The organism is Raoultibacter massiliensis, from assembly GCF_900199545.1.
In the GTDB taxonomy this organism is placed as follows: domain Bacteria; phylum Actinomycetota; class Coriobacteriia; order Coriobacteriales; family Eggerthellaceae; genus Raoultibacter; species Raoultibacter massiliensis.
In genome coordinates this window covers 1,279,311-1,303,485 of record NZ_LT962671.1, presented here as the reverse complement: position 1 = coordinate 1,303,485, position 24,175 = coordinate 1,279,311, and the positions used below count along the sequence as shown (strand labels likewise).

The 24,175-nt window shown below is 60.6% G+C and carries 22 protein-coding genes; 16 read left to right on the top strand and 6 right to left on the bottom strand.

Annotated elements, in window-relative coordinates; translation table 11 throughout:
• The first annotated feature begins 35 nt into the window (after positions 1-35).
• The 5 genes from C1719_RS09825 to C1719_RS09805 all read left to right on the top strand — a co-directional run bounded on the left by C1719_RS09825 (position 36) and on the right by C1719_RS09805 (position 4,794).
• Positions 36-851, top strand: coding sequence for an HAD family hydrolase (locus tag C1719_RS09825; protein WP_245874479.1), 816 nt, complete (start codon positions 36-38; stop codon positions 849-851).
• Positions 852-1,065: 214 nt separating this feature from the next.
• Positions 1,066-2,571 carry a ribonucleotide reductase subunit alpha gene (locus C1719_RS09820; RefSeq protein WP_102374936.1) on the top strand — a complete coding sequence of 502 codons (1,506 nt, stop codon included), beginning with the start codon at positions 1,066-1,068 and terminating at the stop codon, positions 2,569-2,571.
• A 3-nt stretch (positions 2,572-2,574) separates the two neighbouring features.
• On the top strand, positions 2,575-3,108 hold the full coding sequence (locus C1719_RS09815) for an RrF2 family transcriptional regulator (RefSeq protein WP_102374935.1): 534 nt from the start codon (positions 2,575-2,577) through the stop codon (positions 3,106-3,108).
• An 18-nt stretch (positions 3,109-3,126) separates the two neighbouring features.
• Positions 3,127-3,984, top strand: coding sequence for an HhH-GPD family protein (locus tag C1719_RS09810; RefSeq protein ID WP_102374934.1), 858 nt, complete (start codon positions 3,127-3,129; stop codon positions 3,982-3,984).
• A 228-nt stretch (positions 3,985-4,212) separates the two neighbouring features.
• Positions 4,213-4,794, top strand: coding sequence for a manganese efflux pump MntP (locus C1719_RS09805; RefSeq protein WP_102374933.1), 582 nt, complete (start codon positions 4,213-4,215; stop codon positions 4,792-4,794).
• Between the two features lie 113 nt (positions 4,795-4,907).
• Here the strand turns inward: C1719_RS09805 and pheA are convergent, their stop codons facing one another.
• Positions 4,908-5,756 carry a prephenate dehydratase gene (gene pheA, locus C1719_RS09800; protein WP_102376026.1) on the bottom strand — a complete coding sequence of 283 codons (849 nt, stop codon included), beginning with the start codon at positions 5,754-5,756 and terminating at the stop codon, positions 4,908-4,910.
• A 269-nt stretch (positions 5,757-6,025) separates the two neighbouring features.
• Here pheA and rbr point away from each other — a divergent pair, with 269 nt between their 5' ends.
• The 6 genes from rbr (at position 6,026) to C1719_RS09770 (ending at position 12,368) form a co-directional block, all read left to right on the top strand.
• Positions 6,026-6,565: a rubrerythrin gene (gene rbr, locus C1719_RS09795; RefSeq protein WP_102374932.1), complete on the top strand. Its 540-nt coding sequence runs from the start codon at positions 6,026-6,028 to the stop codon at positions 6,563-6,565.
• A gap of 284 nt (positions 6,566-6,849) precedes the next feature.
• Positions 6,850-8,070, top strand: a complete 1,221-nt coding sequence (locus tag C1719_RS09790; protein ID WP_102374931.1) for a hydrogenase small subunit — start codon at positions 6,850-6,852, stop codon at positions 8,068-8,070.
• Positions 8,071-9,729 (top strand): nickel-dependent hydrogenase large subunit, encoded by a 1,659-nt coding sequence (locus tag C1719_RS09785; protein WP_102374930.1) that lies wholly within the window; start codon positions 8,071-8,073, stop codon positions 9,727-9,729.
• A gap of 1 nt (position 9,730) precedes the next feature.
• Positions 9,731-10,417, top strand: a complete 687-nt coding sequence (locus C1719_RS09780) for a cytochrome b/b6 domain-containing protein (RefSeq protein ID WP_102374929.1) — start codon at positions 9,731-9,733, stop codon at positions 10,415-10,417.
• 156 nt (positions 10,418-10,573) lie between these two features.
• Complete coding sequence (locus tag C1719_RS09775) at positions 10,574-11,455, top strand: AraC family transcriptional regulator (RefSeq protein ID WP_102374928.1); 882 nt, start codon at positions 10,574-10,576, stop codon at positions 11,453-11,455.
• 1 nt (position 11,456) lies between these two features.
• Positions 11,457-12,368, top strand: a complete 912-nt coding sequence (locus C1719_RS09770; protein ID WP_102374927.1) for a DMT family transporter — start codon at positions 11,457-11,459, stop codon at positions 12,366-12,368.
• 65 nt (positions 12,369-12,433) lie between these two features.
• On the opposite strand, the gene C1719_RS09765 is transcribed toward C1719_RS09770, so the two are convergent.
• Positions 12,434-12,997, bottom strand: coding sequence for an NADPH-dependent FMN reductase (locus C1719_RS09765; protein WP_102374926.1), 564 nt, complete (start codon positions 12,995-12,997; stop codon positions 12,434-12,436).
• Positions 12,998-13,264: 267 nt separating this feature from the next.
• On the opposite strand from C1719_RS09765, the gene C1719_RS09760 reads away from it, so the two are divergent.
• Positions 13,265-13,702 carry a viscotoxin-A3 gene (locus tag C1719_RS09760; protein WP_245874476.1) on the top strand — a complete coding sequence of 146 codons (438 nt, stop codon included), beginning with the start codon at positions 13,265-13,267 and terminating at the stop codon, positions 13,700-13,702.
• A gap of 2 nt (positions 13,703-13,704) precedes the next feature.
• On the top strand, positions 13,705-14,295 hold the full coding sequence (locus tag C1719_RS09755; RefSeq protein ID WP_245874474.1) for a hydrogenase maturation protease: 591 nt from the start codon (positions 13,705-13,707) through the stop codon (positions 14,293-14,295).
• Positions 14,296-14,443: 148 nt separating this feature from the next.
• Here the strand turns inward: C1719_RS09755 and C1719_RS09750 are convergent, their stop codons facing one another.
• From C1719_RS09750 to nth, 4 genes are all read right to left on the bottom strand, one after another.
• Entirely contained in the window at positions 14,444-16,072 is a 1,629-nt protein-coding gene (locus C1719_RS09750; RefSeq protein WP_102374924.1) for a vWA domain-containing protein, read from the bottom strand.
• Between the two features lie 206 nt (positions 16,073-16,278).
• Positions 16,279-16,914, bottom strand: coding sequence for a hypothetical protein (locus C1719_RS09745; RefSeq protein WP_102374923.1), 636 nt, complete (start codon positions 16,912-16,914; stop codon positions 16,279-16,281).
• Positions 16,911-17,429 (bottom strand): RNA polymerase sigma factor, encoded by a 519-nt coding sequence (locus C1719_RS09740; RefSeq protein ID WP_102374922.1) that lies wholly within the window; start codon positions 17,427-17,429, stop codon positions 16,911-16,913. Before C1719_RS09740 ends, C1719_RS09745 begins: the two co-directional genes overlap by 4 nt.
• A gap of 95 nt (positions 17,430-17,524) precedes the next feature.
• Positions 17,525-18,214 carry an endonuclease III gene (gene nth / locus C1719_RS09735; RefSeq protein WP_102374921.1) on the bottom strand — a complete coding sequence of 230 codons (690 nt, stop codon included), beginning with the start codon at positions 18,212-18,214 and terminating at the stop codon, positions 17,525-17,527.
• 245 nt (positions 18,215-18,459) lie between these two features.
• Between nth and mfd the strand changes: the two genes are divergently transcribed.
• The 3 genes from mfd (at position 18,460) to C1719_RS09720 (ending at position 24,090) form a co-directional block, all read left to right on the top strand.
• Positions 18,460-21,912: a transcription-repair coupling factor gene (gene mfd, locus C1719_RS09730; protein WP_102374920.1), complete on the top strand. Its 3,453-nt coding sequence runs from the start codon at positions 18,460-18,462 to the stop codon at positions 21,910-21,912.
• Between the two features lie 76 nt (positions 21,913-21,988).
• Complete coding sequence (locus tag C1719_RS09725; RefSeq protein WP_102374919.1) at positions 21,989-22,927, top strand: DMT family transporter; 939 nt, start codon at positions 21,989-21,991, stop codon at positions 22,925-22,927.
• 104 nt (positions 22,928-23,031) lie between these two features.
• Positions 23,032-24,090 carry a dipeptidase gene (locus C1719_RS09720; RefSeq protein ID WP_102374918.1) on the top strand — a complete coding sequence of 353 codons (1,059 nt, stop codon included), beginning with the start codon at positions 23,032-23,034 and terminating at the stop codon, positions 24,088-24,090.
• Positions 24,091-24,175: the final 85 nt, after the last annotated feature.

The following is a 24,175-nucleotide window of genomic DNA, read 5'->3' as shown; positions in this document are numbered from 1 at the left end:
CTTTACGCGTCGAATCAAACCGTAGAGACTGGGGCATGGCAGATACTCGAAATGAAGAAAGCGCATCTGATCCGGCAATATCGTCGGATCAGATGCGCGTATGCGCTGCGAGCGAGGACGGCTGTCCGGCTGCGGCGCTTGAAACGCCGGAGCCGGCCGATGGCGCCGTTCAGGCGGCGGGCGCTCCCGTTCAGCTTGCGGTGTTCGATTTCGACGGCACGAGCATCTCGGGCAATTCGCCGGTTATGCTCGTCCGTTACCTGATGCAGCACGACATGCTCGAAAACAGCGTGGTGCTCAGGATCCTTTTGTGGGCGGCGGCTTACAAGCTGCGCCTGCCCCAGAACGAAAGCTGGGTGCGGGGACTGGTGTTCAGGGCGTTTCTCGGCGTGCGGCGCGAGGATGCGGACGCGTTCATGCGCACGTTTTACGACGAGAAGGTCGATCGTCGTTTTCGCAAGCAAGCCGACGAGACGATGGCCGCCCATGCGGCTGCCGGTCACGACGTCGTGATCGTCTCGGCCACGTTCGAGCCGATCATTCTACGCGCGATGGAGCTCCACCGATTCTCCCATCAGGTTTCGACGCGAATGCGCGTTGACGAAGCGGGCTGCTATACGTGCGAGGTTGAGGGTCTGCCGGTCGAGGGTGAAGAGAAGATCGCCGCCATCCGCCGCTATGCCGACGAGCGTTACGGCGAGGGGAATTGGGAGCTCGGATACGCATACGGGGATCACCATTCCGATTGCGCGCTGCTCTCTTCGGCGAAGCACGCCTACGCGGTTACGCCCGATAAGCCGCTGGCACGCGCCGCGCGGCGAAAAGGCTGGGAGATTCTCGATTGGAACTGACCGTGTTTCCTGGGGTTGCACTATACTGTAATATATTATATATAGCTGGAAGCGATATGCGTGCAGGAAGCGATGGTCTCCTTTCGGTTGTGTGACGATTTCTGCATAATACGATCTTTACCGTATGCGTTCGGCGCGGACATACTAAAATGATACCCGAACTTACACATTTATGAACCGTACAAGATACGCGAGCGAAAAGGGGTGAGAGACGATGTTTGAAAACGATGCGGATACGAACAGCTCACCAAGCCAGAACAACGATACGAACAACACGGCGGCAGAATACCTGCGCCGCGCCGCCCAGGCGTGCGCAGCGGGCGATGCCGTTTTGGGCATGCACCTCTACTTAGCGGCCTTCGAGAAGGCGACGCACGGCGCCTACATGCCCAACGATGCGGCAATTGACGGGCTGCGCCAGGCATGGCGTCTTGCCTGCAAGCTCAAAGAACGCTCTTTGGCGGAATACATCTTCGAGAAGCTCGAGCCGTACATGACCCCCGACGAGGTCGCGGAGTGCGCCGAGCAGCTGCAGCGCCTCGCCCTCGATAAACTCGAAGAGTTCGGGCTCACGCGCGAAGATCTCGAGGATATGACCGATATGATCTCGCAGGATTTCCTCGGCCTCTCGTCGGCTCCGTTCATGATGAAGGTCGAGCACCGCGAGACGGGAGCCCCCTCCCTCATGCCTTTCCGCAAAGAGGAGCGTAAGGCCATTGAGAAGGCGGGGGGAGAGCCGCAGCTTTCGGAAAAGGCCGAGGGCAAGGCTGCTTCCGTTTCGAATGCCGAATACATCGAGAAGCTCACGTATCGCGATATCGTGGGGTTTCGGGACGCCGTCAAGACGATGAACGGCTTCGGTGTGGGCATGCAGGACGACCCTCAGTTCCAAGAGCTCGTCGAGACGCTCAACGTCCGCCACGGCCTCAAGAAGATGCCCATCATCGACACCTACCTGTTCCGCGCGCCCGTGCGCGAGGATGCGAACCAGTTCATGTCGGCCACGCTCGGAGAAATCGGGCTGCCCGCCATCCGCATGCACATGGAGGAGAACCTGCAGGGCATGCCCGTGCTGTGCGTCATGGCGCAGGCCGACAACCAACCGAAGCTCAACGCTGCGAAGAACGCTTTCGAGGGCGGCGGCATCCTGGTGCTTGAGGACGTCGATCTGTGGGGATCCCCGCTTGCCGATGCCGGCTCCGACGAGATGGGCATGTTCGCATACGCCCAGCTGTCGCGCGGAGCGCGCGAAGCTATCAACCTCATCCGTTCGGCGGTGGAGAATCCCGAAGTGTACGTGCTCGCCTCCGCGGGAGGCGACGGAGAAATCGACGGGTTCTTCTACGATCTGCTCGATCCGGTGACGGTGGTCGACATCGACGACCCTTCGCCTTCGGAGCGTGCCGATCTGTGGATACGGATCGCATCGGAGCATCCGTCGATGCGTTCCATCGATCGGTCCGCGCTTGTGCGGTATTCGGCGGGTATGTCGCGATTCGACATCTACATGGCCGCTCGCGAAGCGGTCGAGGATGCGTACAAGGCGAGCCTGGTCGCTCGCCGCTACATGCCGGTAACGGCCGACAACATGTTTGAGAAGCTTGCGGCCTACCAGCCGCTCGATTCCGAAGAGTACCGACAGCTCGAAGATGCTGTAATCGAAGATTTCCGTGCTCAGATTGACCGGATTGACGACCTTCTGAATGGGATGGGGGACTAACCGATGGATGTAACACGACGCTGCGATTACGCGTGCCGTATTCTCCGCGCTGCGTTCGAGAGCGGCGAACAGTACGTTTCGGTCTCGGAGATTTCCGAGAAAGAGGACATACCGTATGCGTTTGCGCGCAGCATTCAGCACGACCTCGTGAAAGGCGGTCTCATCAAGACGGTCCGCGGCGCGCGGGGCGGGCTGGTGCTTAACTGCGATCCCGCCGAAGTGACGCTGCTCGATGTGCTCGAGGCGGTCCAGGGGCCGGTGAGCGTCGCTTTGTGCTCCGTCGATCCCGAGTATTGCGAGAAGCAGGGCGGCTGCGCGTACAATCGCGTGTGGCAGGGAGCCGACAAGCTTCTGAACGATTATTTCGCGTCGTTCACCCTCTCCGATATCCTCACCCTAGGCGACGAGCACCCGAAGATCATCGAGGTGCTGGGACCCGAGGGCCAGTACGAGAAATGGACGTGCACGCAGCGGATCGCCTCTTCGGGCGGTTCAGCCGCCGAATCCGAAGCCACCGATCGCGTCGAAGCGGTTTAGCGGAGGACCGGCTCGGTGATGGAAAGCGGATGCGATGTAAGCGAGCGCGAACTCGAGCGCTTCGTCGAGCGCGTTTGGGCTGAGGGGGGTTCGCGTTACCGCGAGCTTCCCTGGCGCAACATCGACGACGCTTACAGCGTGCTCGTTTCCGAGGTCATGCTGCAGCAAACCCAGGTGGTTCGCGTGCTCAAGCATTGGGATCGCTTTCTGGGCGTTTTTCCGACGATCGATGCCCTGGCCTCGGCCGATACGGCGCTGGTGCTCGAGCAGTGGCAGGGTCTCGGCTATAATCGCCGCGCCCTCGCCCTGAAACGCGCTGCAGAGCAGTGCGCCGAGCGGTATGCGGGCGAACTTCCCCCCACTTTCGACGAGCTTGTCGAGCTGCCGGGCATCGGGCAGGCCACCGCAGCGGGTGTCATGGCCTTCGCGCATAACAAGCCTTCGGTGTACATCGAGACGAACGTTCGAACCGTTTTCATCCATGAGCTGTTTCCCGATGCGGAAACCGTGTCCGATCGCGAGCTCAAGCCCTTGGTCGAGGCCACGTGCCCGCCCGATCGGCCCCGTGCGTGGTACTACGCCCTGCTCGATTGGGGCGCGCACCTCAAGCAGACGACGGTCAATCCTTCGCGCAGAAGCGCGCATTACGCGAAGCAGAGCGCTTTCGAGGGATCGAGGCGCCAGAAGCGTGCAGAGATGCTCAGATGCGTGCTCGCCGATCCGGGTATGGCCCCTGACGATCTGCTCGCGCATCTCGAGGAGTTCGAACGCGAGGCAGGGCGGGGCGGAATGGACCGAGCGGAATTCGAATCCATTCTTGCGGATATGGTTGGCGAAGGGTTTTTCAGGCGCGAGGGGGAAGTTCTCTTCGCGTAGGCCGCGTTATGTGGTAGGATACCCGAAACCCGTAGGGGAGTAGTCGGCGGCGAAATAGCTGCGGCCATGTCAACATACTGCTTTTTCGAGAAGCTGGCTGGCCTTAATTGACAAGACTTGCGGTGTGACGAGAGGTCGCACCGTTTTTTTTATGGCCGGTGCGATGCGCCGGTTTTTTTGCGCCCGCAGCGCGGAGGCCGGCGGGGCTGCAAGCGAGAGGAGAAACCCATGGGGTTCGTGGAATTGGCGCTCATCGCCATTGGATTGTCGATGGACGCGTTTGCCGTTTCGGTATGCAAGGGGCTTGGGATGAGCAAGCTCAACTGGAAGCATGCGCTTGTCATCGCATTGTTCTTCGGGGCTTTCCAGGGGATCATGCCCGTGATCGGCTGGGCGCTCGGCACGCAGTTCGAGGGCTACATCACGAGCATAGACCACTGGATCGCATTCGTTTTGCTGGCATTCATCGGTGCGAAGATGCTGTGGGACGCCTTCCATGAGGATGACGAGTGCGTCGAATGCGCCGAAGGCGAGCAGGCGCGCCTCGACGTCAAGGAGCTTGTGATGCTTGCGGTGGCGACGAGCATAGATGCGCTTGCCGTCGGCATCACGTTCGCCTTCTTGCGGGTCGACATCGTGTGGGCGGCTCTTACGATTGCGGTAACCACGTTCGTGCTTTCGTTCATCGGAGTCGCGACGGGTAACCAGTTCGGGTCGCGCTTCCGCAAGCCCGCCACCATAGCGGGCGGCATCGTGCTTATCCTGATCGGTCTTAAGATCCTGCTCGAGCATCTGGGCTTTCTCGGGTAGGCGGCGGCGCTTTCGAGCGTGCGGGCAGAAAAACAGAACGGATGTTTCACGTGAAACATCCGTTCGTATTTTTTGGGATATTCTTCCTGTCGGATGCTTGGGCGACGGCCGGCTTAGAGAATCGGGTAGCTTCCGAGCACCTTCACTTCGCGCAGCTTCAAACGGAGGCAGTTGAGCGCCGTTTGCACCTCGGGATCGGTGGTGGGGCGCTCGAACGTGACGAAGAACATGTAGTCGCCGAGCGCCTGCTTCGTCGGGCGCGATTGGATCATCGTGAGGTTGATGCCCGCGTAGGCGAACTCCGAAAGGATCATCGAGAGCGTGCCCGCCCGGTCGATCTGCATGAACAGCGCAACAGATGTCTTGTGCTTCGTTCCTTCGAACACCGGTGCGTGGCCCTGCCGCGCGATCAGCGCGAACGACGTTTGGTTGCCGAAGTGGTCCTCGATGTCTTGCGCGTAGATCGCGGCGCCGTAGAGCTTCGCGGCGAACGCGTTGGCGATGCCCGCGATGTTCTTGTTCTCGGCGGCGAGGCGCGCGCTTTCCGCGGTTGACGAAGTGGTGACGGTGTCGCGGCCGGGCAGGTGCTCGGCGATGTAGCGACGGCACTGCGCAAGGCCCTGATGGTGCGAGGCGATGGTCGTCACGTCTTCGATTTTGGCCTCGGGATGAAGCAGCAGGCAGTGATGGATGTCGAGCACTTGCTCGCCGAGGATGTTTGCGGTGCTGTTGAACGCGAAGTTGTCGAGGGTGGCGGTTACCGATCCTTCGAGCGAATTCTCGGTGGCGACGACGCCGAACTCGCATTTGCCGCGATCGACGCTGTCGAACACCTCGTCGAACGATGTGCACTCGATGAGAACGGGATCGTCGATGCCGAGGCGGGCGGCGAAGGCGCGCGCCGCTTCGTCTGTGTAAGTGCCGGCGGGTCCAAGGTAGGCGAGTGCTTGGGGTTCGGTCATGTCGGTTCCTTCGGTCTTGGGCTGCCGTGCGCGCATTCGCGCGAACAGCAGCGTTTCGGTAGCCTGACCATCTTAGCCATAGGTGTGCATGCGTTGCGATCATCGGGGGAAAGTTATCGGAATATTTCCACGACAGCGCCGAGCGGGTCGCCGATGCTTTATAGTGCATTGTACAGACGATGCGCCTGAGGCCATGCGCGGCGCATCGGTTGAAACGATGGAACACCAGGACGGCCGGGCGCAGGCTTCGGCACGAGAGGAGCGAGAACATGGAACTTTCGGGATCTCAGACCGAGAAGAATCTCTGGTACGCCTTCGCGGGGGAGTCGCAGGCTCACACCAAGTACGAGTACTACGCTTCGCAGGCGAAGAAGGACGGCTACGTTCAGATCCAGAACATTTTCCTCGAGACGTCGAAAAACGAAGCCGAACATGCCAAGCTGTGGTTCAAGGCGCTTCACGGCGGAGCCATCCCCTCGACGCTCGACAACCTTGCCGATGCGGCGGCGGGCGAGAACGAGGAATGGACCGAGATGTACGCTGATTTTGCGAAAGTGGCTCGCGAAGAGGGATTCGAGGACCTCGCTGAGCTGTTCGACGGCGTGGCTGGCGTGGAAAAGGAGCACGAGGAGCGCTATCGCACGCTCATCGTGCGCATCAACAACGGCGAAGTGTTCAAGCGCGGCGAGGTGTACGCGTGGAAGTGCAACAACTGCGGGCACATCCACATTGGAACCGAGGCTCCCGAAGAATGCCCGGTGTGCGCTCATCCGCAGGCGCATTTCGAGATTCGCTGCGAAAACTACTAGGCGATTCCCGCCTATCATGCGTTCCGGTTCCTCGGGGCGAATGCGATGCAGATTTCTGCATGAATATGCGAAAACGACCCTGCTTTCGAGCGGGGTCGTTGCATATCATCCTACATTTTATGCGGAGATGGGGATATATGTTACGAGTAAACAGGTTTGTAACATTTTGATGCCATTTGCGGCTGAAAAGCGGCACTTGGCTTAACCGAGCACGACAAAAAATTCATCCTCGGGGAAAATACCGACAGTAGTAGTAAGACGAGAGCACCTGAGGAGGTGTGCACATGGAAACAGAGGCCACTGTATCAGAGTTTCAGCAAATGCTATCCGAACGCGGGGTATCCCGTCGTGATTTCATGAAACTCTGCGGCGCTGTTGCGGTTGCGGCCGGTTTTACCGAGCTCGCTGCTCCGCAGGTAGCCCAGGCCCTCGAGAGTTCTGTGATCGGCGCAACTAAGGGCAACCTGTATCCGGTTATCTGGATCGAAGGAGCATCCTGCACGGGTTGTACCGAATCGTTCGCCCAGGCCGATGCACCGGACCCTGCGACAGTTGTTTTGGAAATGATCTCGCTCAATTATTGCGAGACGCTTTCCGCCGCAGCCGGTTGGTCGATGGAAGAGGCGAAAGAGCAGACGATCGAAGCTGGCAACTATATATTGGTGTACGAGGGCGGTGTCCTGAAGAATTGGGGCGGTCAGGCCCTTCGCGTCGCCAACGAGACGGGAACCGACATTCTCGTCCATGCGGCGGAAAAAGCCAACGCAGTCGTCGCACTCGGTTCGTGCGCCGTCAACGGCGGCTGGATGGCCGCGCATCCGAATCCTTCGAATGCGCTCGGCGTGCAGCAGTATCTGAAAGAGGCGGGCGTCGAGACCCCCGTCATCAACGTTCCGGGTTGCCCGGCGAACCCCGAATGGCTTGTCGCCGTTCTGGTCGACGTGGTGCTCATGCAGCAGCTTCCCGCCCTTAACGGCGAGGACAAGCCGTCGGTGATCTACGATCAGACGATTCATGACAACTGCCAGCGTCGTGGCCACTTCGAGAACGGCGAATTCGTGTACGAGTTCGGCTCACCCGAAGAAGCCATGGGCTATTGCCTTTATCCGCTCGGCTGCCGCGGACCGCAGACCAAGTCGAACTGCGGCATCGTTCGTTGGAACCATCGTCGTAGCTGGTGCGTCGAGGCCGGTTCTCCCTGCATCGGATGCTGCGAGGCTAACCCGATGAACCCCGGGCAGAACTGGGTCGAGGTCAACACCCCGTTCTACAAGCGCCATCGCGATCTGCGCATCGGCGATTTCGTGTTCCAGCCCGGTACCGTGGCGCTCATCGTGACCGCCGTCGTCGCCGGCGCTCTTGTCGTCCACGGCTTCGGCATGAAGATTTCCGGCCGCATGGACGGCGGCGCAGACTTCGAGAAGAAGCGCGCTTGGGATGCGAAGCACCCCGATAAATCCATCGGCAAGTACGATGACGACGACGCGAAGGGAGGCCAGGAGTAAATGACTCGTTCAATCATCGATCCGATCACCCGAATCGAAGGCCACCTGCGCGTTGAGATGGAAGTTACCAACGGCAAGGTGTCCGAGGCTTGGGTTTCCGGCGGCTGCTTCCGCGGCATGGAACTCGTCGTGCAGGACCGCACCCCCGAGGATGCTGCTCAGATCGTGCAGCGCATCTGCGGCGTGTGCCCCGTGTCCCACGCCCATTCATCCGCCATTGCGGGCGAGCATGCGTACGGAATCAAGATCTCCAACAACGCCCGCATCATCCGTAACCTCATCGAGGGAGCCCAGTTCCTCCACAGCCATATCCTGTGGTTCTACAATCTGGCTGCACTCGACTACGTGAATCCCCTGAATGCGCTCAAGGCCGATCCTGCCGATGCGTACGATTTGGCTCTCGCGGCCGGCACTTCCACCAACAGCGACTTCGTCGCATTGAAGGAGCGCCTCGCCAAGTTCGCCGACAACGGTCAGATGTCCATCTTCTCGGGCGCCTGGTTCGAGGCCGACAAGGGTCAGGCTTACAAGCTCGATCCCGAGCTCGATCTCATCTGCACCGCGCACTACCTTGAGGCTCTGCAGATGCAGGCCAAGGCATCCGAGGTCGCAGCTCTGCTCGGCGGCAAGATGCCCCATGTCATGACGCTTATCCCCGGCGGTACCGCATGGGTTCCCACCGAGGAGAAGCTCGACGACCTGTGGGCGCTTGTCAACGAGATTTACAACTGGGTCGAATCGACCATGATCCCCGACACCCTCGCGATTGCGCCGGCATACGTCGATGCTCTCACCTGGGGCAAGGGCGTGGGTCGCTACATCGCCTGGGGCGTGTTCGAGAACGAGAACATGGAAATGAACGACCGCTATCTGCCGGCCGGCGTTCTCGACGAGAGCCTCAACCTCTCCGATGTCGAAGAGAGCATGATCACCGAGTACATGGGCCATTCTTGGTACAAGGGCGACGAGACCTATACCTCGCCGTACTTCGTTACCGAGCCCGAGTTCACCGAGTACTACAAAGAGGGCACCGACACGGTGAGCGATCGCTACACCTGGGTGAAGTGCCCTGCATACGACGGCAAGCCCGCCGAGGCCGGCGGCCTTTCCCGCGTGCTCGTTGCCTACAAGCGCAACGTGCCGTTCATCGTCGAGCAGGTCGACGCCTTCACCAAGGCCCTCGGCATCCAGCTCGGCCAAGCTCAGTCGACGCTCGGCCGTACCGCCGTTCGTCAGATCGAGACGCTCTACATCGCAGGCCTCATGAAGGAATGGGTCCAGGAGCTGATGGAAGCGGTCAAGGGCGGCGACTCCGAGTACTTCCGCAAGCCTGAAACCATCACCGGTTCCGGAACGGGCTTCTGGGAGGCTCCGCGCGGCGCCCTCTATCATCACGAGGACGTCAAGGACGGCAAGATCACGGGTTACCAGATCATCATCCCGTCCACGTGGAACCTTGCACCCCACGACGCGCAGGGCAACAACGGCCCCATGGAGGAAGCCCTCATCGGCGTTCCCGTGGAGGACATCGAGATGCCGATCAACGCGCTTCGTACCGTGCATAGCTTCGACCCCTGCACCGCGTGCGCCGTGCACGTGAGCGAGCCTGCGACGGGCAAGAGCTTCAAGACCGTCACGAGCCCTTGGGGGGTGAAGTAAGATGGCACATCTCGCACATTACCGCGAAGCACATCCGATGCCGTTCGTCATTACGCACTGGATCAACCTCGTGTGCATGATCCTCCTGATCATCACCGGCTTCTCGATCCATTTCCCGTTCTGGCCGATGTTCATGGGCATTGCCCGCGGCGTCCATGTGTTCTGCGGCGCGATTCTGCTGATCAACTGCATTGTCCGCGTCATCATGGCCTTCTTCGTGAAGAGCGCGCCCGACGGCGGCACTCGCTATCAGGTTGCCGACTACAAAACCTGGCTTCCCCAGGCCGACAACCGTCATCAGCTCGGTGCCTGGATCAAGTACTACCTGTTCCTCAAGAAGGATCATCCGCTTGGAGCCAAGCTCGGCGTTCCGCAGAAGATCTCCTACTTGCTGATCCCGATCCTGATCCTCGTCATGGCCTATACCGGCTTCGCCCTGTGGGCTCCGACCATGGATCTCGGTTTCTTCGCTGCAGGCACGGATCTCGTCGGCGGCCTCATGTCGATGCGCATCATCCATTATTTCATGATGTACATCTTCATCGTCTTCATGTTCATCCACATCTACCTGGCTAACATCGAAGGCATTTCGCCCACGCTGCTCATGTTCTTCTGGAAAGAGCACGGCGGATTGGTGTACGATCCCGAGAAGCACACGATCGTCGGAGAGGATCGCATGGAGCATTAGCTCTCTGCGGTAACACTCGAATGCACAACGGAACCCGGCTCAGGCGAGCCGGGTTCTTTTTTGATCCGTTGCAGAGCGATCGGACATACGGGCAATATCGTTCAAGAACGGAGCCGTACATCGGGGTATACTCGTTCGACGAAAGAAAGGAATCACGTGCAACAGGATATCGAGTCAGACGCGCGAAGCGTGCTGCTGCGGGATTACGGAAGCGGCGTTGCGGTGGAACTCTGTACGCTGTTCGGCGTGATCGAGCCGTTTCCGAGTCATTTCCACGATTACTATATGGTGGGGATCGTGGCGGGCGGAAATCGGCGTTTGACGGTGTGCGGGCGCGACTACGATTTGAGAAGCGGCGATCTTCTCGTCATAAACCCGGGCGATCCCCATTCGTGCGAATCAGCGGACGGGACGAAGCTCGAGTACCGAAGCTTCAGCATCCCGTCTTCCGTTATGGATGCCTTGCTGGCCGATTTCGGCGTTTCGCGCGAAGGGGTGCAAGTTCCTTTGTTTCCCGAGCCGATCGTTCGCGATGCGGGCTTGTTCGCCCTTGCGCTCGACTGCCATGTTCGGGGATGCGAGGAGGCGGGCGACGTCGACGGCGTCGTGGAGGATGCCGAGCCGTTCTACTTGTTCTTCGAGCGGTTGCTTTCGGCGAGTTCCGCTCGGCGTCGAGAGCTGGGAATGCCCGATGCCTTGCCCGAATCCGAATCGGTCGCCTCGGTCTGTCGGTACATCGAGCAGGGGTTTCGCTCGAAGATGACGCTTGACGATATGGCGCAGGTCGGGCGGATGGGCCGCTATACGCTGATTCGGGCTTTCGCGCGGGAGAAGGGGATAACGCCCTACCGCTATCTTCTGACCCTGCGCGTTATCGAGGCGCGCAGCCTGCTCGCCGGCGGCGAGAGCCCCGTTGAGGTTGCAGATAAGCTCGGATTCGCCGATCAGGCGCATTTCGGGCGGGTGTTCAAGGACATAACGGGTGTCTCGCCCGGGGCTTATAGGGCTTCGTACGCCCTGAGCGGAAAAAAGCGCTGAGATGGCGGCATCGGAGTCCCGCGGGCATGCGCTCGCGCTTGTAACCATCGCCATATGGGGAACCACGTTCGTTTCCACCAAGGTGCTGCTTGTCGAATTTCAGCCGATAGAGATTTTATTCTACCGTTTCCTCATCGGGCTGCTCGCCCTTGCGGCGCTGAGGCCTCGACGTTTCAAGCTTGGTTCGTGGAGGCGCGAGGCGCTGTGTGCGGCGGCGGGCCTTTCGGGCGTGACTCTGTATTATCTGTTCGAGAATATCGCGCTTGTCTACACGACCGCCTCGAACGTGGGGGTTATCGTTTCGGTGGCTCCGTTCTTCACGGCTTTGCTGGCGTTCTTCGTCACACGTGACGAGCGGCTGCGTCCGGGCTTCTTCGTCGGGTTCGCCGTTGCCATGGCGGGCATCGTGCTCATCAGCTCGCAGGGGCTGTCGGGCGGAGGTTGGGGCGATCTGCTTGCGGTTGCCGCGGCGGCGGTTTGGGCCGTGTACTCGACGATCACGCGGAAGATCGGCTCGTGGGGCTATGACAACATCCAGATGACCAAGCGGACGTTTGCGTGGGGCTTGCTGTTCATGGTGCCCGTGCTGTTCGGATCGGGGTTCCAGTTCGGGTTTGCGCGCTTCGCCGATCCGGTAACGGTTGCCAACATGGCGTTTCTGGGCTTCGGGGCGTCGGCTCTTTGCTTCGTCACCTGGAATCTGGCCGTAAGGATACTCGGTGCAGTGAAGACGAGCGCTTACATATACCTCGTCCCGGTGATAACCGTGGCGGCTTCGGTTATCGTGCTCCATGAGCCGCTGACCGCCCCGATAGCCTGCGGTGTCGTTCTGACGTGTGCCGGCCTGCTGATATCGGAGTGGGGCAAGGGGGAGCGCAAGGCAGGCGGGCGCATAAGGCGCCGACTGCGATGACGGGTCTCGTTTCGCATCGCCCCGCGACGGCCCGGCAACGCGGGGCGATTCTCCGCCAAGGACCCCTAGCGGTTTCGGTGCCGTTCGATGAAACCGACGAAGGCGGCGGCCTGTTTTTCGAGATAGGGCGCGGAGCTCGATAGCGAGAGAGCGCCGTTTTCCATTTGCTGTCCGATGTGCGGGATGGCGAGCCTCGGCGCGTTCATAATGTCGGCCTGCAAAAACGAGAGCATTGTAACAAGGTGATCCTGGGCATGCGAGGTGCCGCTCATGCCAGGCGTCGTACCTGCAAGGGCGATGGGCTTTCCCCGCAGCACCTGGCCTTCGGTATCGCTTACGGGACGGGAGAGCCAGTCGAGCAGATTTTTCAGGGTACCGGGGAAGAAGTGGTTGTATTCGGGGCTGAAAAGCCAGATGCCGTCGGCTGTTTTGACTTTTTCGCGCACGCGTGCAACCGCTTCAGGCGCGGGATGCTCGATATCTTGGTTCATGAGCGGGACATCGGCCCAATCGAGCAGTTCGTATTCTACTTCGGGATGGTTTTGGGCCAGTACGGCTCCCGCCGCGCGGGCAAGCTGGAGGTTGTAGCTTTCCGTGCGCAGCGATCCCACGATGGCAAGTATTTTCATATATCCTTCTTTCGTGCAAGCGCCCTGCGGGCGAATCGTGTTTGCCTGTCATGCTAGCACAACGCGAGGCGCGAGGCGGGTGTTTTGACGCAACGGTTAACGAGCTTGGGCGAGCGCGAGTCCGTCGCGCGGGGAAGCGATGGCTTTGGCTTTGCCGTCAACCGTGAATCTGGGCGGTGCGGGACGGCGGGCAAGCGCATTTGGCTATAATGGGGCCGATGCAAGACGTCCCGGATTCCATCGCGATCCGGGTTCAAGCGATAGGTGATGACTGTGGCCGAGCTGACCGACGAGCAGATTGCGCAAGAAGAGAAGTTCCTCGAGGGTATTCCGAGACTGAACATCGGGGCGTTGTTCCTGCCGCCCATCTGGGGACCTGCGCATGGCATCTGGATTACGATACTGTGGTATCCCGTCTGGCTGTTCGCCGACAACACGTTCTATGCGGCATTTACCGAGCGCAGCGTGCTTTCCATCGTCATAGCCCTGATCGTCTTCGTAACGCTGACAGCGGGAACGGTGGCGTTCGCCATCGTAAGCCAGCCGCTGGCCGCGCATCGCGCGGCGGGTCGGGGCGTATCGAAGGAGGAATACCTCAAGCGCGAACGCATCTGGGCAATCGTCTGCGTCGTCGTGGGGTGCATCATGATTGCGGCTGCGGCGTATTACAATCTGGTCATACGTCCGACGTTGACGGGGGTGTAGCTGTGGGCGGTGGTTTCGCGCCGGGCGGGGCTCCGCAGAAGCGGATCGCGGTGTTCTGCGTGGGAAACAAGCTCATGCTCGACGAGGGCATCGGCCCTGCGGTATACGACGAGCTTACGGCGACTTACGACATCCCCGACGAGGTAACGCTTTTCGATGTGGGGTGCATGGGCCTCGATATGCTGCCCCATGTACGCGACTACGACTACCTCGTGACCGTCGACGCCGTTGACGGAACCGGCAGCAAGCCGGGTACGATCTTCGAATTCGAGCCCGACGACATGGCCCGGCGCTCGGGAGCCATGCAATCGTTGCACGATCTGAAGCTCGTCGATCTGTTCGATGCCGCAGCGCTTATGGGCTACGCTGCCGAAGGGCGCTGCTTCGGCATGCAGGTAGAGAACATGAACCCCCTCGATCTGACGATCGGTTTGACACCGCCGGTCTACGAAGCGCTGCCGATGCTTGTCGATACCGTATTGGCGGACCTTACTCGGTCGGGGGCTGTCATCCGCGTTAAGGCCACAGGGGAAGTCGTCGGGCCCGGATGGCATCACGTCATGTCCCCTGATACCGGCGAAACGTCCGTCTGAGCGTCCGCACTTGCTTGCAGCCGATATCGAGCGGCGCGGATCGGTCGATCGCTTCTTCGAGGCGTACGGTGACCGGAAAAGCGTCTGCTTGCTCGGAACGGCAACGCGCAAGCGCAGAAGCCACGTCGAAATTCTTGCGGCGATGCTGTCAGAGCGTCTGTAGGAGGCGCTCGAAATCGGCTTTCGGATCGTTTCTTGCGAGCGCGAGATCGTCGAGGAGCGCTTTCGCATCGCGCAGGCTCGCCGTACCCGCGTACTTCGAATCCCGCAACACCATGCCGCATTCGATGACGGCTGCGGCGAACAGCCAGTCATCGCTTGGCTGTGCAGTGCAGCTTGCTGAGCCGATATCGTATGAGCGCTCGACCGATTCTTGCGAGCCCGCCGTTTTATACCGCATGGAGCAAACGAGCCATGTTTCGTCATCGATGCATTCGACAATCCGACCCTCTTCTTCGCTCGGGCCTTCTTCGCGCGCGAGGCTGGACGGCAGTGATTCGGGGGGCGAATCGAACAGTACAAGTTCGTAGGCGATGGTGAACTGATGTCCCGTGCCGATCTCTGCGGCATCGACCGCGTCGTCGGTAAAATCGTCGTCGGCAAGCGCTCGGTTTTCGTACCCGATGAGCCGGTATCCCCTGACTATGGCCGGATCGAACTCGATCTGCAGCTTCACATCGTCCGCTAAGGGGATGATGTTCGCTGCAAGGTCGCTTCCGAATACTTTTTCGGCTTCCTCGATGCAGTCGATGTAGTGGTAGGTTCCGTTTCCGTGGTTGGCGAGCGTTTCCATCTTGTTGTCTTTGTAATTGCCGGAGCCGAAGCCGAGTACCGAGAGGTAGACGCCCGTGCTCCGCTTTTCGCTCACGTACGCATGGAGCTCGCTTTCCGATGAGATTCCGACGTTCAGATCGCCGTCCGAAGCCATGACGATGCGGTTCACGCCTCCTTCCCGGCGGTACTTTTCGGCGATGCGGTAAGCTTGCTCCAGCCCCGCTTCGCCGTTGGTCGAGCCGTCGGCGACGAGGCTGTCGACCGCGCGGGTGATCGCGCGCTTGTCGGCTCCCGAAACGCCCTCGAGCACCACGCGCTCGGTCCCCGAGTACGTGACGATCGAAACGGTGTCGTTTTCGGTGAGGCTCTCGGTGAGTTGTGCGAAGGAATCTTGAAGCAAGGGGAGTTTGTCAGGCGCGCTCATCGAACCCGACGTGTCGATGAGGAACACGAGATTCGCGCCGTCTTCGCTCTCGTATTCGACTGGATCGGCGGCGAAGCCCATGACGAGCAGCTTCGTATCGTCATTCCAGGGGCACTCGGATATCTGCGCCGTCACGCCGAACAGATCGCCGTCTTGCGGTTTCCCGTAGTCGTATTCGAAGTAATTGAGCATCTCTTCGATGCGGATCGCATCATTTGGAATGTCGGCTGCGCGCATGCCTTCGGCAACCATGCGACGAAGATTGCAGTACGATGCCGTGTCGACGTCGGCGGAAAACGTCGAAAGCGGATTGGTTTTCGCAGAGTAGAACCCCGGTTCGTCGATGGCGGAGTACTCCTCGGTGTTGCCTTCGGGGCGGTACGGATCAAAAGGCATCGGACGGTCGCTGCTATAGGGTTGCGCGGGCATGGAGAGCTTTCCCGAGGCGGTTTCGCCCGACGAGCCGTTCGGGTCGCTCAGGCCGAGCAACGTATCCGGCGTCGAGCATCCTCCCAGAAGCGCGGCTGCAAGCACAAACGAGAGCAGGCAGCAGGGAAGCGGTTTTCGCGATGGCTGCATAAAATCCTCCTTCGGTTCACGTTCTCTTCTAATACGAACCGGGGGGAGGAATTGTCGGATGGGGATTGACGGAATGCAGTCGGCGGCGCTGAGGGCGGGGCCGAATGCGCCCTCGATCGATCTCCTTGCCGTCTGACAGGCGAAACCGTGTGGTTTTTCGGAGTTGGCGATTCGGCTCACGCGCCTGCGCGGTTCTTGGCAGCCCGCTACTCGACAGGTACGGCGAGGTAGCAGGCGGGATCGTCGGGGTAGCGCACTGCGAAGGGGGTTTTGTCGTTTGCGTAGGCGTACACGGTGCAGGGTTCGGTCGTCGCGCCGTCCTCGCTTCGGGCCGTCGCTTCCTGCGCTTCGCCTCCAACGAGCTTTTCATCGGCGATAAGCGGTAACGAAGAGCCGTCCTTCGCGATGAGCAGCACCGTGCCGTCTTCGAACTCTATCGCGGGGAAGCGCTCGGCTGGGCCGTTCGGGGCGAGGGCTATGCTTGGAGACGCTTCGTCTCGAGAGCTCGACGCATCTTCAGGCGAAGCGCTGTAGGATTCGACTGCCTTTTCCTGCATAGAGCTTCCGCTATCGCCGAGCTGGTTGCCCAATGTGGCGAAATACGCTTGTCCGACGACGAGCATGCCGATGCCGGCTAAAACGACAAGGCATGCGGCGATGGGCAGGGCGAGTGCGCGCAGGTTGTTCCGCTTCGGTGCGGCGGCGTGCCTCGCTTTTTTCGGTGCGGCGGCGTGCTGCCCGACGGTGCTTTTGGTGGCGAGGATGTTTGCGAGCATGCGATCTTCCGCTTCGGGCGTCGGTCCCATGCGCTCGAATGCGTCTTTGATATCGGAATCGTTCATCTCTCACCGCCTAGGGTCTCTTTGAGCAGCGCCCGCGCTTCGCTCAAATGGCTTCTGACCGTCGAGGGCGGGCGTCCCGTCATCCGGGCGATCTCGTCGGTTTTGTATCCTTCGTAATAGTGCAGATACAGGCAATCCTTGTACTTTTCGGGCAGGGCGAGCACGGCTTCGAGCGTTTCGTCGTAGCCGTCTGCCTCCGAGGACTCGTCGGCTACGTCTTCGGGCATGGAGCCCGCCTTGGAGCGGGCGGCGCTTTTGAGAACGTCCTTGCAGTGATTCGAAGCGCATACGATAAGCCAGGCCTTTTCGTGCTCGGTGCTTTCGAACCGCTTATCGCTTCGAATCAGCTTCATGAACACGCATTGCACCGCATCCTCTGCATCCGCGGCCGTTTTGAGGAACGAGAAGCATAGGCGATATACCGTCGCGACGTGACGGCGGTATATCGCTGTTATGTCCTCGTTTGTGAGCAGAGGGGTTCCTTTCTGAAACGGATACGAGCGTGCGTGCGGCATTGTCGGGTCGAATCGGGATTATTTCGAGTACGCTGCCGTATCAGGGGGCGAACGGCTGCTCGGTGCATCCGCTCGGCGGGGTTTTGGGCGAAAGGCTAGTTCGCGGCAGTCCGTTTCTCGGTCTTCTTAAGCGAGGCGGCGTACGTGGGGCAGAGGTCGTTGATGAAGCACGTTTCGCACTTCGGCCGGCGAGCTATGCAGGTTTCGCGTCCGAAGAGCACCCATTGGTGGTTGATGGGGCCCCAATACTGCCGGGGGTAAAGCTTCAGCAGGTCGGTTTCCGTCTTCGCCGGAGTATCGGCGTTGGAGAACTTCAGCTTGTGGGCGATGCGGAACACGTGCGTGTCCACGGCGATGCCCTCGACGATCCCGAATGCTTCGTTGAGCACGACGTTGGCGGTTTTGCGGCCGACGCCGGGAAGCTTCTGCAACTCGTCGATGTCGCGGGGGATCTCGCCGCCGAAATCGGAGACCACCATCTGGGCCGTTTTGATGCAGTTTGCTGCCTTGGCGCGGTAAAAGCCGATGGTTCGCAAGATGTTCTCGACGTCGGTTGGGTCAGCCTGAGCGAGATCGGCCGGGGTGGGGTATTTCTCCCAAAGTGCAGGCGTTACCTTGTTCACTCCCTTATCGGTGGTTTGCGCCGATAGGAGTACGGCGATGGTGAGCCTGAACGGATCGCCGCCGTAGTGAAGCGCGCATTCTGCCTGCGGGTAGTGTTCGTTCATTCGATCCGCTACCGCCAGGGCGCGTTCGAGTTTTGCTTGCTTGGTTTCTCGGGGCATTGTGATCCTTTGCGACGCGCTTTTACCTTCGGTGATGGAAAACGAATTGCATTCGATGGATGTTTACGATTATATGATATCGCAAACGCCGGTCGAGTGCGCGCGTGTCGGGTGTAGTACAATTGGTGCGCCGAAGACGGGTTGCATGCCCGTTTTTCACGAGTGAACAACCGCATGAGCCGCACAAGCGGCTTTTCGTGTTGCGGCTGATCCGGCCTCGCAATCAGGGATAGGAAAACAACCATATGCTCATCGATGCACTGACGAAGGCCCTCGAACGCACCGAATCGCTCGATGCGTTTTGGAACAAACTCGACGGCGGGCAGGACGGCGCGCTCGGCGTAGCCTCGTCAGCCCGCCCGTTTCTCGTCGCGGCTCGCTTCACCCATAAACCGCAGCCGACGCTTGTGGTGGTGGCGGGGGAGGATGCCGCCGATGCGTTTTCGCGCAGCCTTGCGGCGTATGTGGGGGAGGAGCGGGTGCTGCGCTTCTTCGAGCGCTCCGATTTCCCCTTCAATCCGAAAACCCCCGATCCCCGTCAGGTAGCGAAAAGGATGCAGGCGCTCGGATCGCTCGCATCGGGGCAGCCCCGCATCGTGGTCGCTTCGGCTCGCTCGATGCTGCGGGCGCTGCCCCCCGCGGGATCCGATACCTGGAAGCCGCTCTCCTTTTCCGAGGGCGATGACCTTTCGTCGCTCGGATCGGACGAGATGGCGTCGTTCGACGACGTTGCGCGAAGCCTTGAGGCGCGCGGCTACCAGAATACCGGCGAACTCGAAGGCCCTGGAACCTTTTGCGTGCATGGGGGAGCGATCGACGTGTACCCTGGCAATCTCGTCTACCCGGTGCGCCTCGATTTCTTCGGTGACGAGCTTGACGAAATCAGGAGAATCGTTCCCTCGACGGGCCAGACCATCGCCGAGCTTCCCTCCGTCGAGATATACCCCGTCCAGGAGTTCGCCCTCTCGGCGCGCGGCGCGCATCGCGCGAAGGAGAAGCTTCTGAACCCTGCGAAAACCAATCCCGTTCTGCGCGAGATGCTCGAAAAGCTCGAGGGCGGCGCGCGTTTCGACGGATCGGATGCGCTTTTGCCGTACCTGTATTCCACCACTTCGACGCTTGGAGACTACCTGCGCTCCGATACTCTGACGGTTCTGCTTGAGCCGCGTTCGCTGTTCGACGATGCAAGCCATGCGTTCGAGGACATCGAGGGGCGTGCCAAGGGGTCGAGCATTCCGGTTCAGGGGCTCTACGTAGCTCCTACAGAGCTTGATTTCGGCAAGAACCAGCGCGCCACCTACGTATCGATCATGAGCGTAGGCGGCCATGTCGATGAGGAGCTGCCGGTGAAGCGGGTGGAGGTGGCGGGGCATCCCGAAAAGCTGTTCGGACGGTTGCGGACGCTCGTCGACGGCAACTACACCGTGGTGTTCTCGGCGCCGAACTACCGCGCGAGGCAGGATATGAAGCTTGCGTTCGTGGATAACAACCTGCCCATCTCCGAGGTTCTCGATGCGGAAGGGGAGGCGCCCGCAACGCTCAAGCGCGGGATCGTGAACGTGGTCGATGTGGAGATACCGCTCGGCATGATCATACCCAAGGCGAAGCTTGCGCTCGTTTCCATTTCCGACACGCAGGGTTCGACGGCGCTGAGGTCGAGCAAACGCGTCGATATCACCGAGATAACGTTTCCCTACAAGCCGGGAGATTACGTGGTGCATGCCGCCCACGGCGTCGCCTTCTTCAAGGATCTGGTGCGACAGGACGTCGGCGGTGCGATGCGCGATTACCTGCTGCTTGAATACGCCGAAGGAGACAAGCTCTACGTTCCGGTCGAGCAGCTCGACCGCGTCACGCGCTATGTGGGACCCGAGGGCGCATCGCCTCGGCTCACGCGCCTCAACACGTCGGACTGGTCGCGTGCGCTCGGCAAGGCGCGCAAAGCCACCAAACAGCTTGCCTTCGATTTGGTGGACGTGTACACAAGACGAGCGGCGAGCCAGGGATTCCGCTATGCGGCGGACACGCCGTGGCAGCGCGAGATGGAGGAGGCTTTCCCCTACCAGGAGACGCCCGATCAGCTTGCCGCGATTGCCGATGTGAAGGCCGATATGCAATCGGCGAAGCCTATGGATAGGCTTATCTGCGGCGATGTGGGATTCGGCAAGACCGAAGTCGCGCTGCGTGCGGCATTCAAGGCGACGCAGGATAAAAAGCAGGTCATGGTGCTCTGCCCGACGACCATCCTCGCTCAGCAGCATTATACGAACTTCAAGGATCGCTTCGAGCCTTATCACGTGAAGGTGGAGGTGCTTTCCCGCTTCAAAACCCCTGCCGAACAGCAGCGTGCGCTCGACGGTTTTGCCGACGGCAGCGTGAACGTGCTCGTGGGTACGCATCGCCTGCTTTCGCGCGATGTGAACCCGCACGATCTCGGCCTCGTCATCATCGACGAGGAGCAGCGCTTCGGGGTGGGTCACAAGGAGCAACTCAAGAACCTGCGCGAGTCGATCGATGTGCTGACGCTTTCGGCTACGCCTATCCCGCGCACCATGCAGATGTCGCTTTCGGGCGTTCGCGATATGAGCTTGATCCTCACGGCCCCCGATGACCGGCGGCCGGTCGAGGTGCACGTGGGCGAGTGGGATCCCGATGTCGTGTCGGGCGCCATTCGCCGGGAGCTTGCGCGCAACGGGCAGGTGTACTACGTGTCGAATCGCGTGCGCTCGATCGAAGATGCCGTTCGCCGCGTGACCGAGGCGGCGGGCGAGGCGCGTGTGGGCGTTGCGCACGGACAGATGGGCAAAGAGGAGCTCGAGCGCGTCATGGAGGATTTCGTGGCGGGCGAACTCGATGTTCTCGTTGCGACGACGATCATCGAAAGCGGCATCGACAACCCGCATACCAACACGCTTATCATTGAAGATTCGCAGCGCCTCGGCCTTGCCCAGATGTATCAGCTCAAGGGCCGCGTGGGACGTTCCGCCACCCAGGCGTACGCCTACTTCATGTTCCCCGAGCGCGTGGCGCTTACCGAAGAGGCCGCAGCGCGGCTTACGGCTATCGACGAGCATAAGGATTTGGGAAGCGGCATGCGCATCGCGATGCGCGACCTCGAGATCAGGGGTGCGGGCAGCTTGCTGGGCGCCGAGCAGAGCGGCAATATGAGCGCGGTGGGTTTCGATCTGTTCGCGCAGATGCTGCAGCAGGCCGTGAACGCGACGCGCGAAGGCGACGTCAAGGCGGCGGACTCCCTTCCACCCGCGCTCTCCGATATCTCGGTCAACGTGCCCGCGCACACCTACCTGCCCGAAGAGTACATCCCCGATGCCGATGAGCGCGTGCTGCTGTACCGTCAGATCGCTTCGGCCGACACGGTGGATGCGGTCGACGATCTCTACGGGGCGACGCTCGCACGCCGCCCCGAGATGCCTCAGGCCGCGAAGAACTTCTTCGACAAGGCCCGCATCAAGGCGTTTGCGAACGAGCACGGCATCAAAACCATATCGGTTGTGGGAGGCAAGCTGACCGTCGAACCCATAGCGCTTTCCCGTGACACGGTGACCAAACTGCGCCGCCACAGCGCCCGCTACATTCCCTCATCGAAGAAGTTCTCCATACCGATGCGCTACTTCGATCTCAAGGAGGATCAGGGCGTTCTCGACGCCATTGCCGCTTTTCTGAAGGAGCTGGCATGACGAGGCTCTCTGCAAGCGCGGCGTCGCTGTTCGGGCTTTGCGCGCGCAGGGTCTTTCGTGCGCAAGGGGGGCATCGATGAGCGTGGCTGCGTCCGGTTCCGGGCGGCGTTTTGTCCGTGGCGTGATCTGCACGCTTGCGGGCGGAACGCTTTGGGGCTTCTCCGGCGCATGCGCTCAGTTTCTGCTCTCCGGTGCGTACGGCTTTACGCCGCTTGCCGTTACGAGTGCGCGCATGCTGGGCGCCGGCCTGTTGTTTCTCGTTTACATGCTTGCAGCGAACAGAGCAGGCCTGAAAGCCATGGTGACGAGCCGTTCGACACTGGCGCGCGTCGCGGTCTTCGGTGCGGTGGGCTTGTTTCTGAACCAGATCACCTACACCGTTGTGATCGATTACACCAATGCGGGAACCGCAACCGTGCTTCAATGCACGGGGATCGCGTTCGTCATGCTGTTCTCATGCCTTGCCGCCAAGCGCCTGCCGAAGGCGAAGGAGCTTGGCGGCCTTGCGCTTGCGATCGGCGCAACCTACCTGATTGCGACGCATGGCGATCCTTCGACGCTCGCCGTTCCGCTTCCCGGTCTTTTATGGGGCCTTGCGAACGGGCTCGCCTGCGCGTTCTACATCATCTACCCGAAACGGTTGCTCGAGCAGTGGGGAGCCGTTGCGGTGACGGGGCTTGGCATGCTTGCGGGCGGTATCGTGGCTACCGCGCTCGCGCAACCCTGGACGCTTTCGATTTCGCTCGACGGTGCGGGTTTCGCAGCGCTTGCCGCCATCGTGGTGCTGGGTACGTTTGCCGCGTTCACGCTCTACCTGCAGGGCGTTTCCGATATCGGCCCGGTGAGGGCGAGTTTGCTTGGGGCCATCGAACCGGTTTCTGCTACCGTTTTCGCATGGGCGTGGCTCGGCACGCAGTTCCCGCTGGCTGATTGCATAGGGTTTGCGCTGATGATCGTCATGGTTTTTCTTGTAACGTCATCGAAGGGCGAAAGGAACGCAGCGGGGGGCGATTGAGCGGGCGCGCTTTACCCGGTTCGCCCTGACCCTGTTTTGCGTTCGGGTCGGCTTGCATGGCCCTTCGGTGTTTGGTAGGGTTCGAACGGTTGAAATGAGGCGCGATGAACGCGGAAGTCGATTTGAAGGCAAGGTTGGGCGAAACGATGCAGGAAGAAACTGACTTGGAAAAACGGTTGCAGGTGTTCGATCTGCACTGCGATACGCTCGACCGACTCGCGTTGCGTCGATCGGCCGAATACCCGACGTTCGCTTTGCACGATGCCGATGTCTCCCCTGAGCGCATGTGCTCGCTCGCCGACAACGACGCGCATATATCGCTCGACCGGATTGCGCGGTACCGATGGTGCCAGTGCTTCGCTGTGTTCATTCCCGACGAGCTGCGCGGCGATGCCGCCTGGCGCTTTTTCGAACAGGTTCATGCCTATTTCGAGGGTCAAATGGCCGCCCACGCCGATCGCGTGCAGCAGGTTTGCGATGCGCGCATGCTCGAAGATCTGCTCGACGGCGGGAAAACCGCCGCGCTGCTCACGGTGGAAGGAGGCGCGTTCTTCGACGGGGGATCGCTTGATCGGGTCGACCGAATCGCCGAAGCGGGGGTGAAGATGCTGACACTCACGTGGAATGGGGAAAACGAGATCGGCAGCGGGCACGACACGGCGCACGGCCTGAGCCCCTACGGCAGGCGCGTGGTGTCGGCGCTCGAGGAGCGAAAGATCGTCGTCGATGTATCGCATCTGAACGATCGCGGGTTTTCGGACGTGTGCGATATCGCTACGCGACCGTTTGCGGCATCGCATTCCAACGCGCGCGCCGTGTGCGGGCACAAGCGAAACCTCGAGGACGCCCAGATTCGCGCCATCGCCGATTCGGGCGGCATCATCGGGTTGAACTACTGCGCGCAGTTCCTCAGCGACGTCCATGCCGATCCGACGCGCGACGACGTGCTCAGGCACATCGATCGCATATGCGAGGTCGGGGGAGAAGACGTGCTTGCTCTCGGCAGCGACTACGACGGCTGCGACGTACCGAGCTGGATCGGAAGCGCTGACAAGGTATCGGCGCTCCACGATCTCATCGGCGAGCACTTCGGCCAAGCGCTCGCCGACAAGGTGTTCTTCGAGAATGCGAGCCGGTTCTTCGCCCGTAACGAAGAGAAGTGAGATCGAGACACTCCGACGGATCCGCACGGCTTCTTGCCATTCGGATCCGTCGGGGGCGAATGGCTCGGCCTTCAGACGGGAAGCC

Excerpts from the sequence above, each read along its gene's own strand:
- C1719_RS09825 (WP_245874479.1), top strand. The coding sequence starts at position 36 with ATGGCAGATACTCGAAATGAAGAAAGCGCATCTGATCCGGCAATATCG.
- C1719_RS09820 (WP_102374936.1), top strand. The coding sequence starts at position 1,066 with ATGTTTGAAAACGATGCGGATACGAACAGCTCACCAAGCCAGAACAAC.
- C1719_RS09815 (WP_102374935.1), top strand. The coding sequence starts at position 2,575 with ATGGATGTAACACGACGCTGCGATTACGCGTGCCGTATTCTCCGCGCT.
- C1719_RS09810 (WP_102374934.1), top strand. The coding sequence starts at position 3,127 with ATGGAAAGCGGATGCGATGTAAGCGAGCGCGAACTCGAGCGCTTCGTC.
- C1719_RS09805 (WP_102374933.1), top strand. The coding sequence starts at position 4,213 with ATGGGGTTCGTGGAATTGGCGCTCATCGCCATTGGATTGTCGATGGAC.
- pheA (WP_102376026.1), bottom strand. The coding sequence starts at position 5,756 with ATGACCGAACCCCAAGCACTCGCCTACCTTGGACCCGCCGGCACTTAC.
- rbr (WP_102374932.1), top strand. The coding sequence starts at position 6,026 with ATGGAACTTTCGGGATCTCAGACCGAGAAGAATCTCTGGTACGCCTTC.
- C1719_RS09790 (WP_102374931.1), top strand. The coding sequence starts at position 6,850 with ATGGAAACAGAGGCCACTGTATCAGAGTTTCAGCAAATGCTATCCGAA.
- C1719_RS09785 (WP_102374930.1), top strand. The coding sequence starts at position 8,071 with ATGACTCGTTCAATCATCGATCCGATCACCCGAATCGAAGGCCACCTG.
- C1719_RS09780 (WP_102374929.1), top strand. The coding sequence starts at position 9,731 with ATGGCACATCTCGCACATTACCGCGAAGCACATCCGATGCCGTTCGTC.
- C1719_RS09770 (WP_102374927.1), top strand. The coding sequence starts at position 11,457 with ATGGCGGCATCGGAGTCCCGCGGGCATGCGCTCGCGCTTGTAACCATC.
- C1719_RS09765 (WP_102374926.1), bottom strand. The coding sequence starts at position 12,997 with ATGAAAATACTTGCCATCGTGGGATCGCTGCGCACGGAAAGCTACAAC.
- C1719_RS09760 (WP_245874476.1), top strand. The coding sequence starts at position 13,265 with ATGACTGTGGCCGAGCTGACCGACGAGCAGATTGCGCAAGAAGAGAAG.
- C1719_RS09750 (WP_102374924.1), bottom strand. The coding sequence starts at position 16,072 with ATGCAGCCATCGCGAAAACCGCTTCCCTGCTGCCTGCTCTCGTTTGTG.
- C1719_RS09745 (WP_102374923.1), bottom strand. The coding sequence starts at position 16,914 with ATGAACGATTCCGATATCAAAGACGCATTCGAGCGCATGGGACCGACG.
- C1719_RS09740 (WP_102374922.1), bottom strand. The coding sequence starts at position 17,429 with ATGCCGCACGCACGCTCGTATCCGTTTCAGAAAGGAACCCCTCTGCTC.
- nth (WP_102374921.1), bottom strand. The coding sequence starts at position 18,214 with ATGCCCCGAGAAACCAAGCAAGCAAAACTCGAACGCGCCCTGGCGGTA.
- mfd (WP_102374920.1), top strand. The coding sequence starts at position 18,460 with ATGCTCATCGATGCACTGACGAAGGCCCTCGAACGCACCGAATCGCTC.
- C1719_RS09725 (WP_102374919.1), top strand. The coding sequence starts at position 21,989 with ATGAGCGTGGCTGCGTCCGGTTCCGGGCGGCGTTTTGTCCGTGGCGTG.
- C1719_RS09720 (WP_102374918.1), top strand. The coding sequence starts at position 23,032 with ATGAACGCGGAAGTCGATTTGAAGGCAAGGTTGGGCGAAACGATGCAG.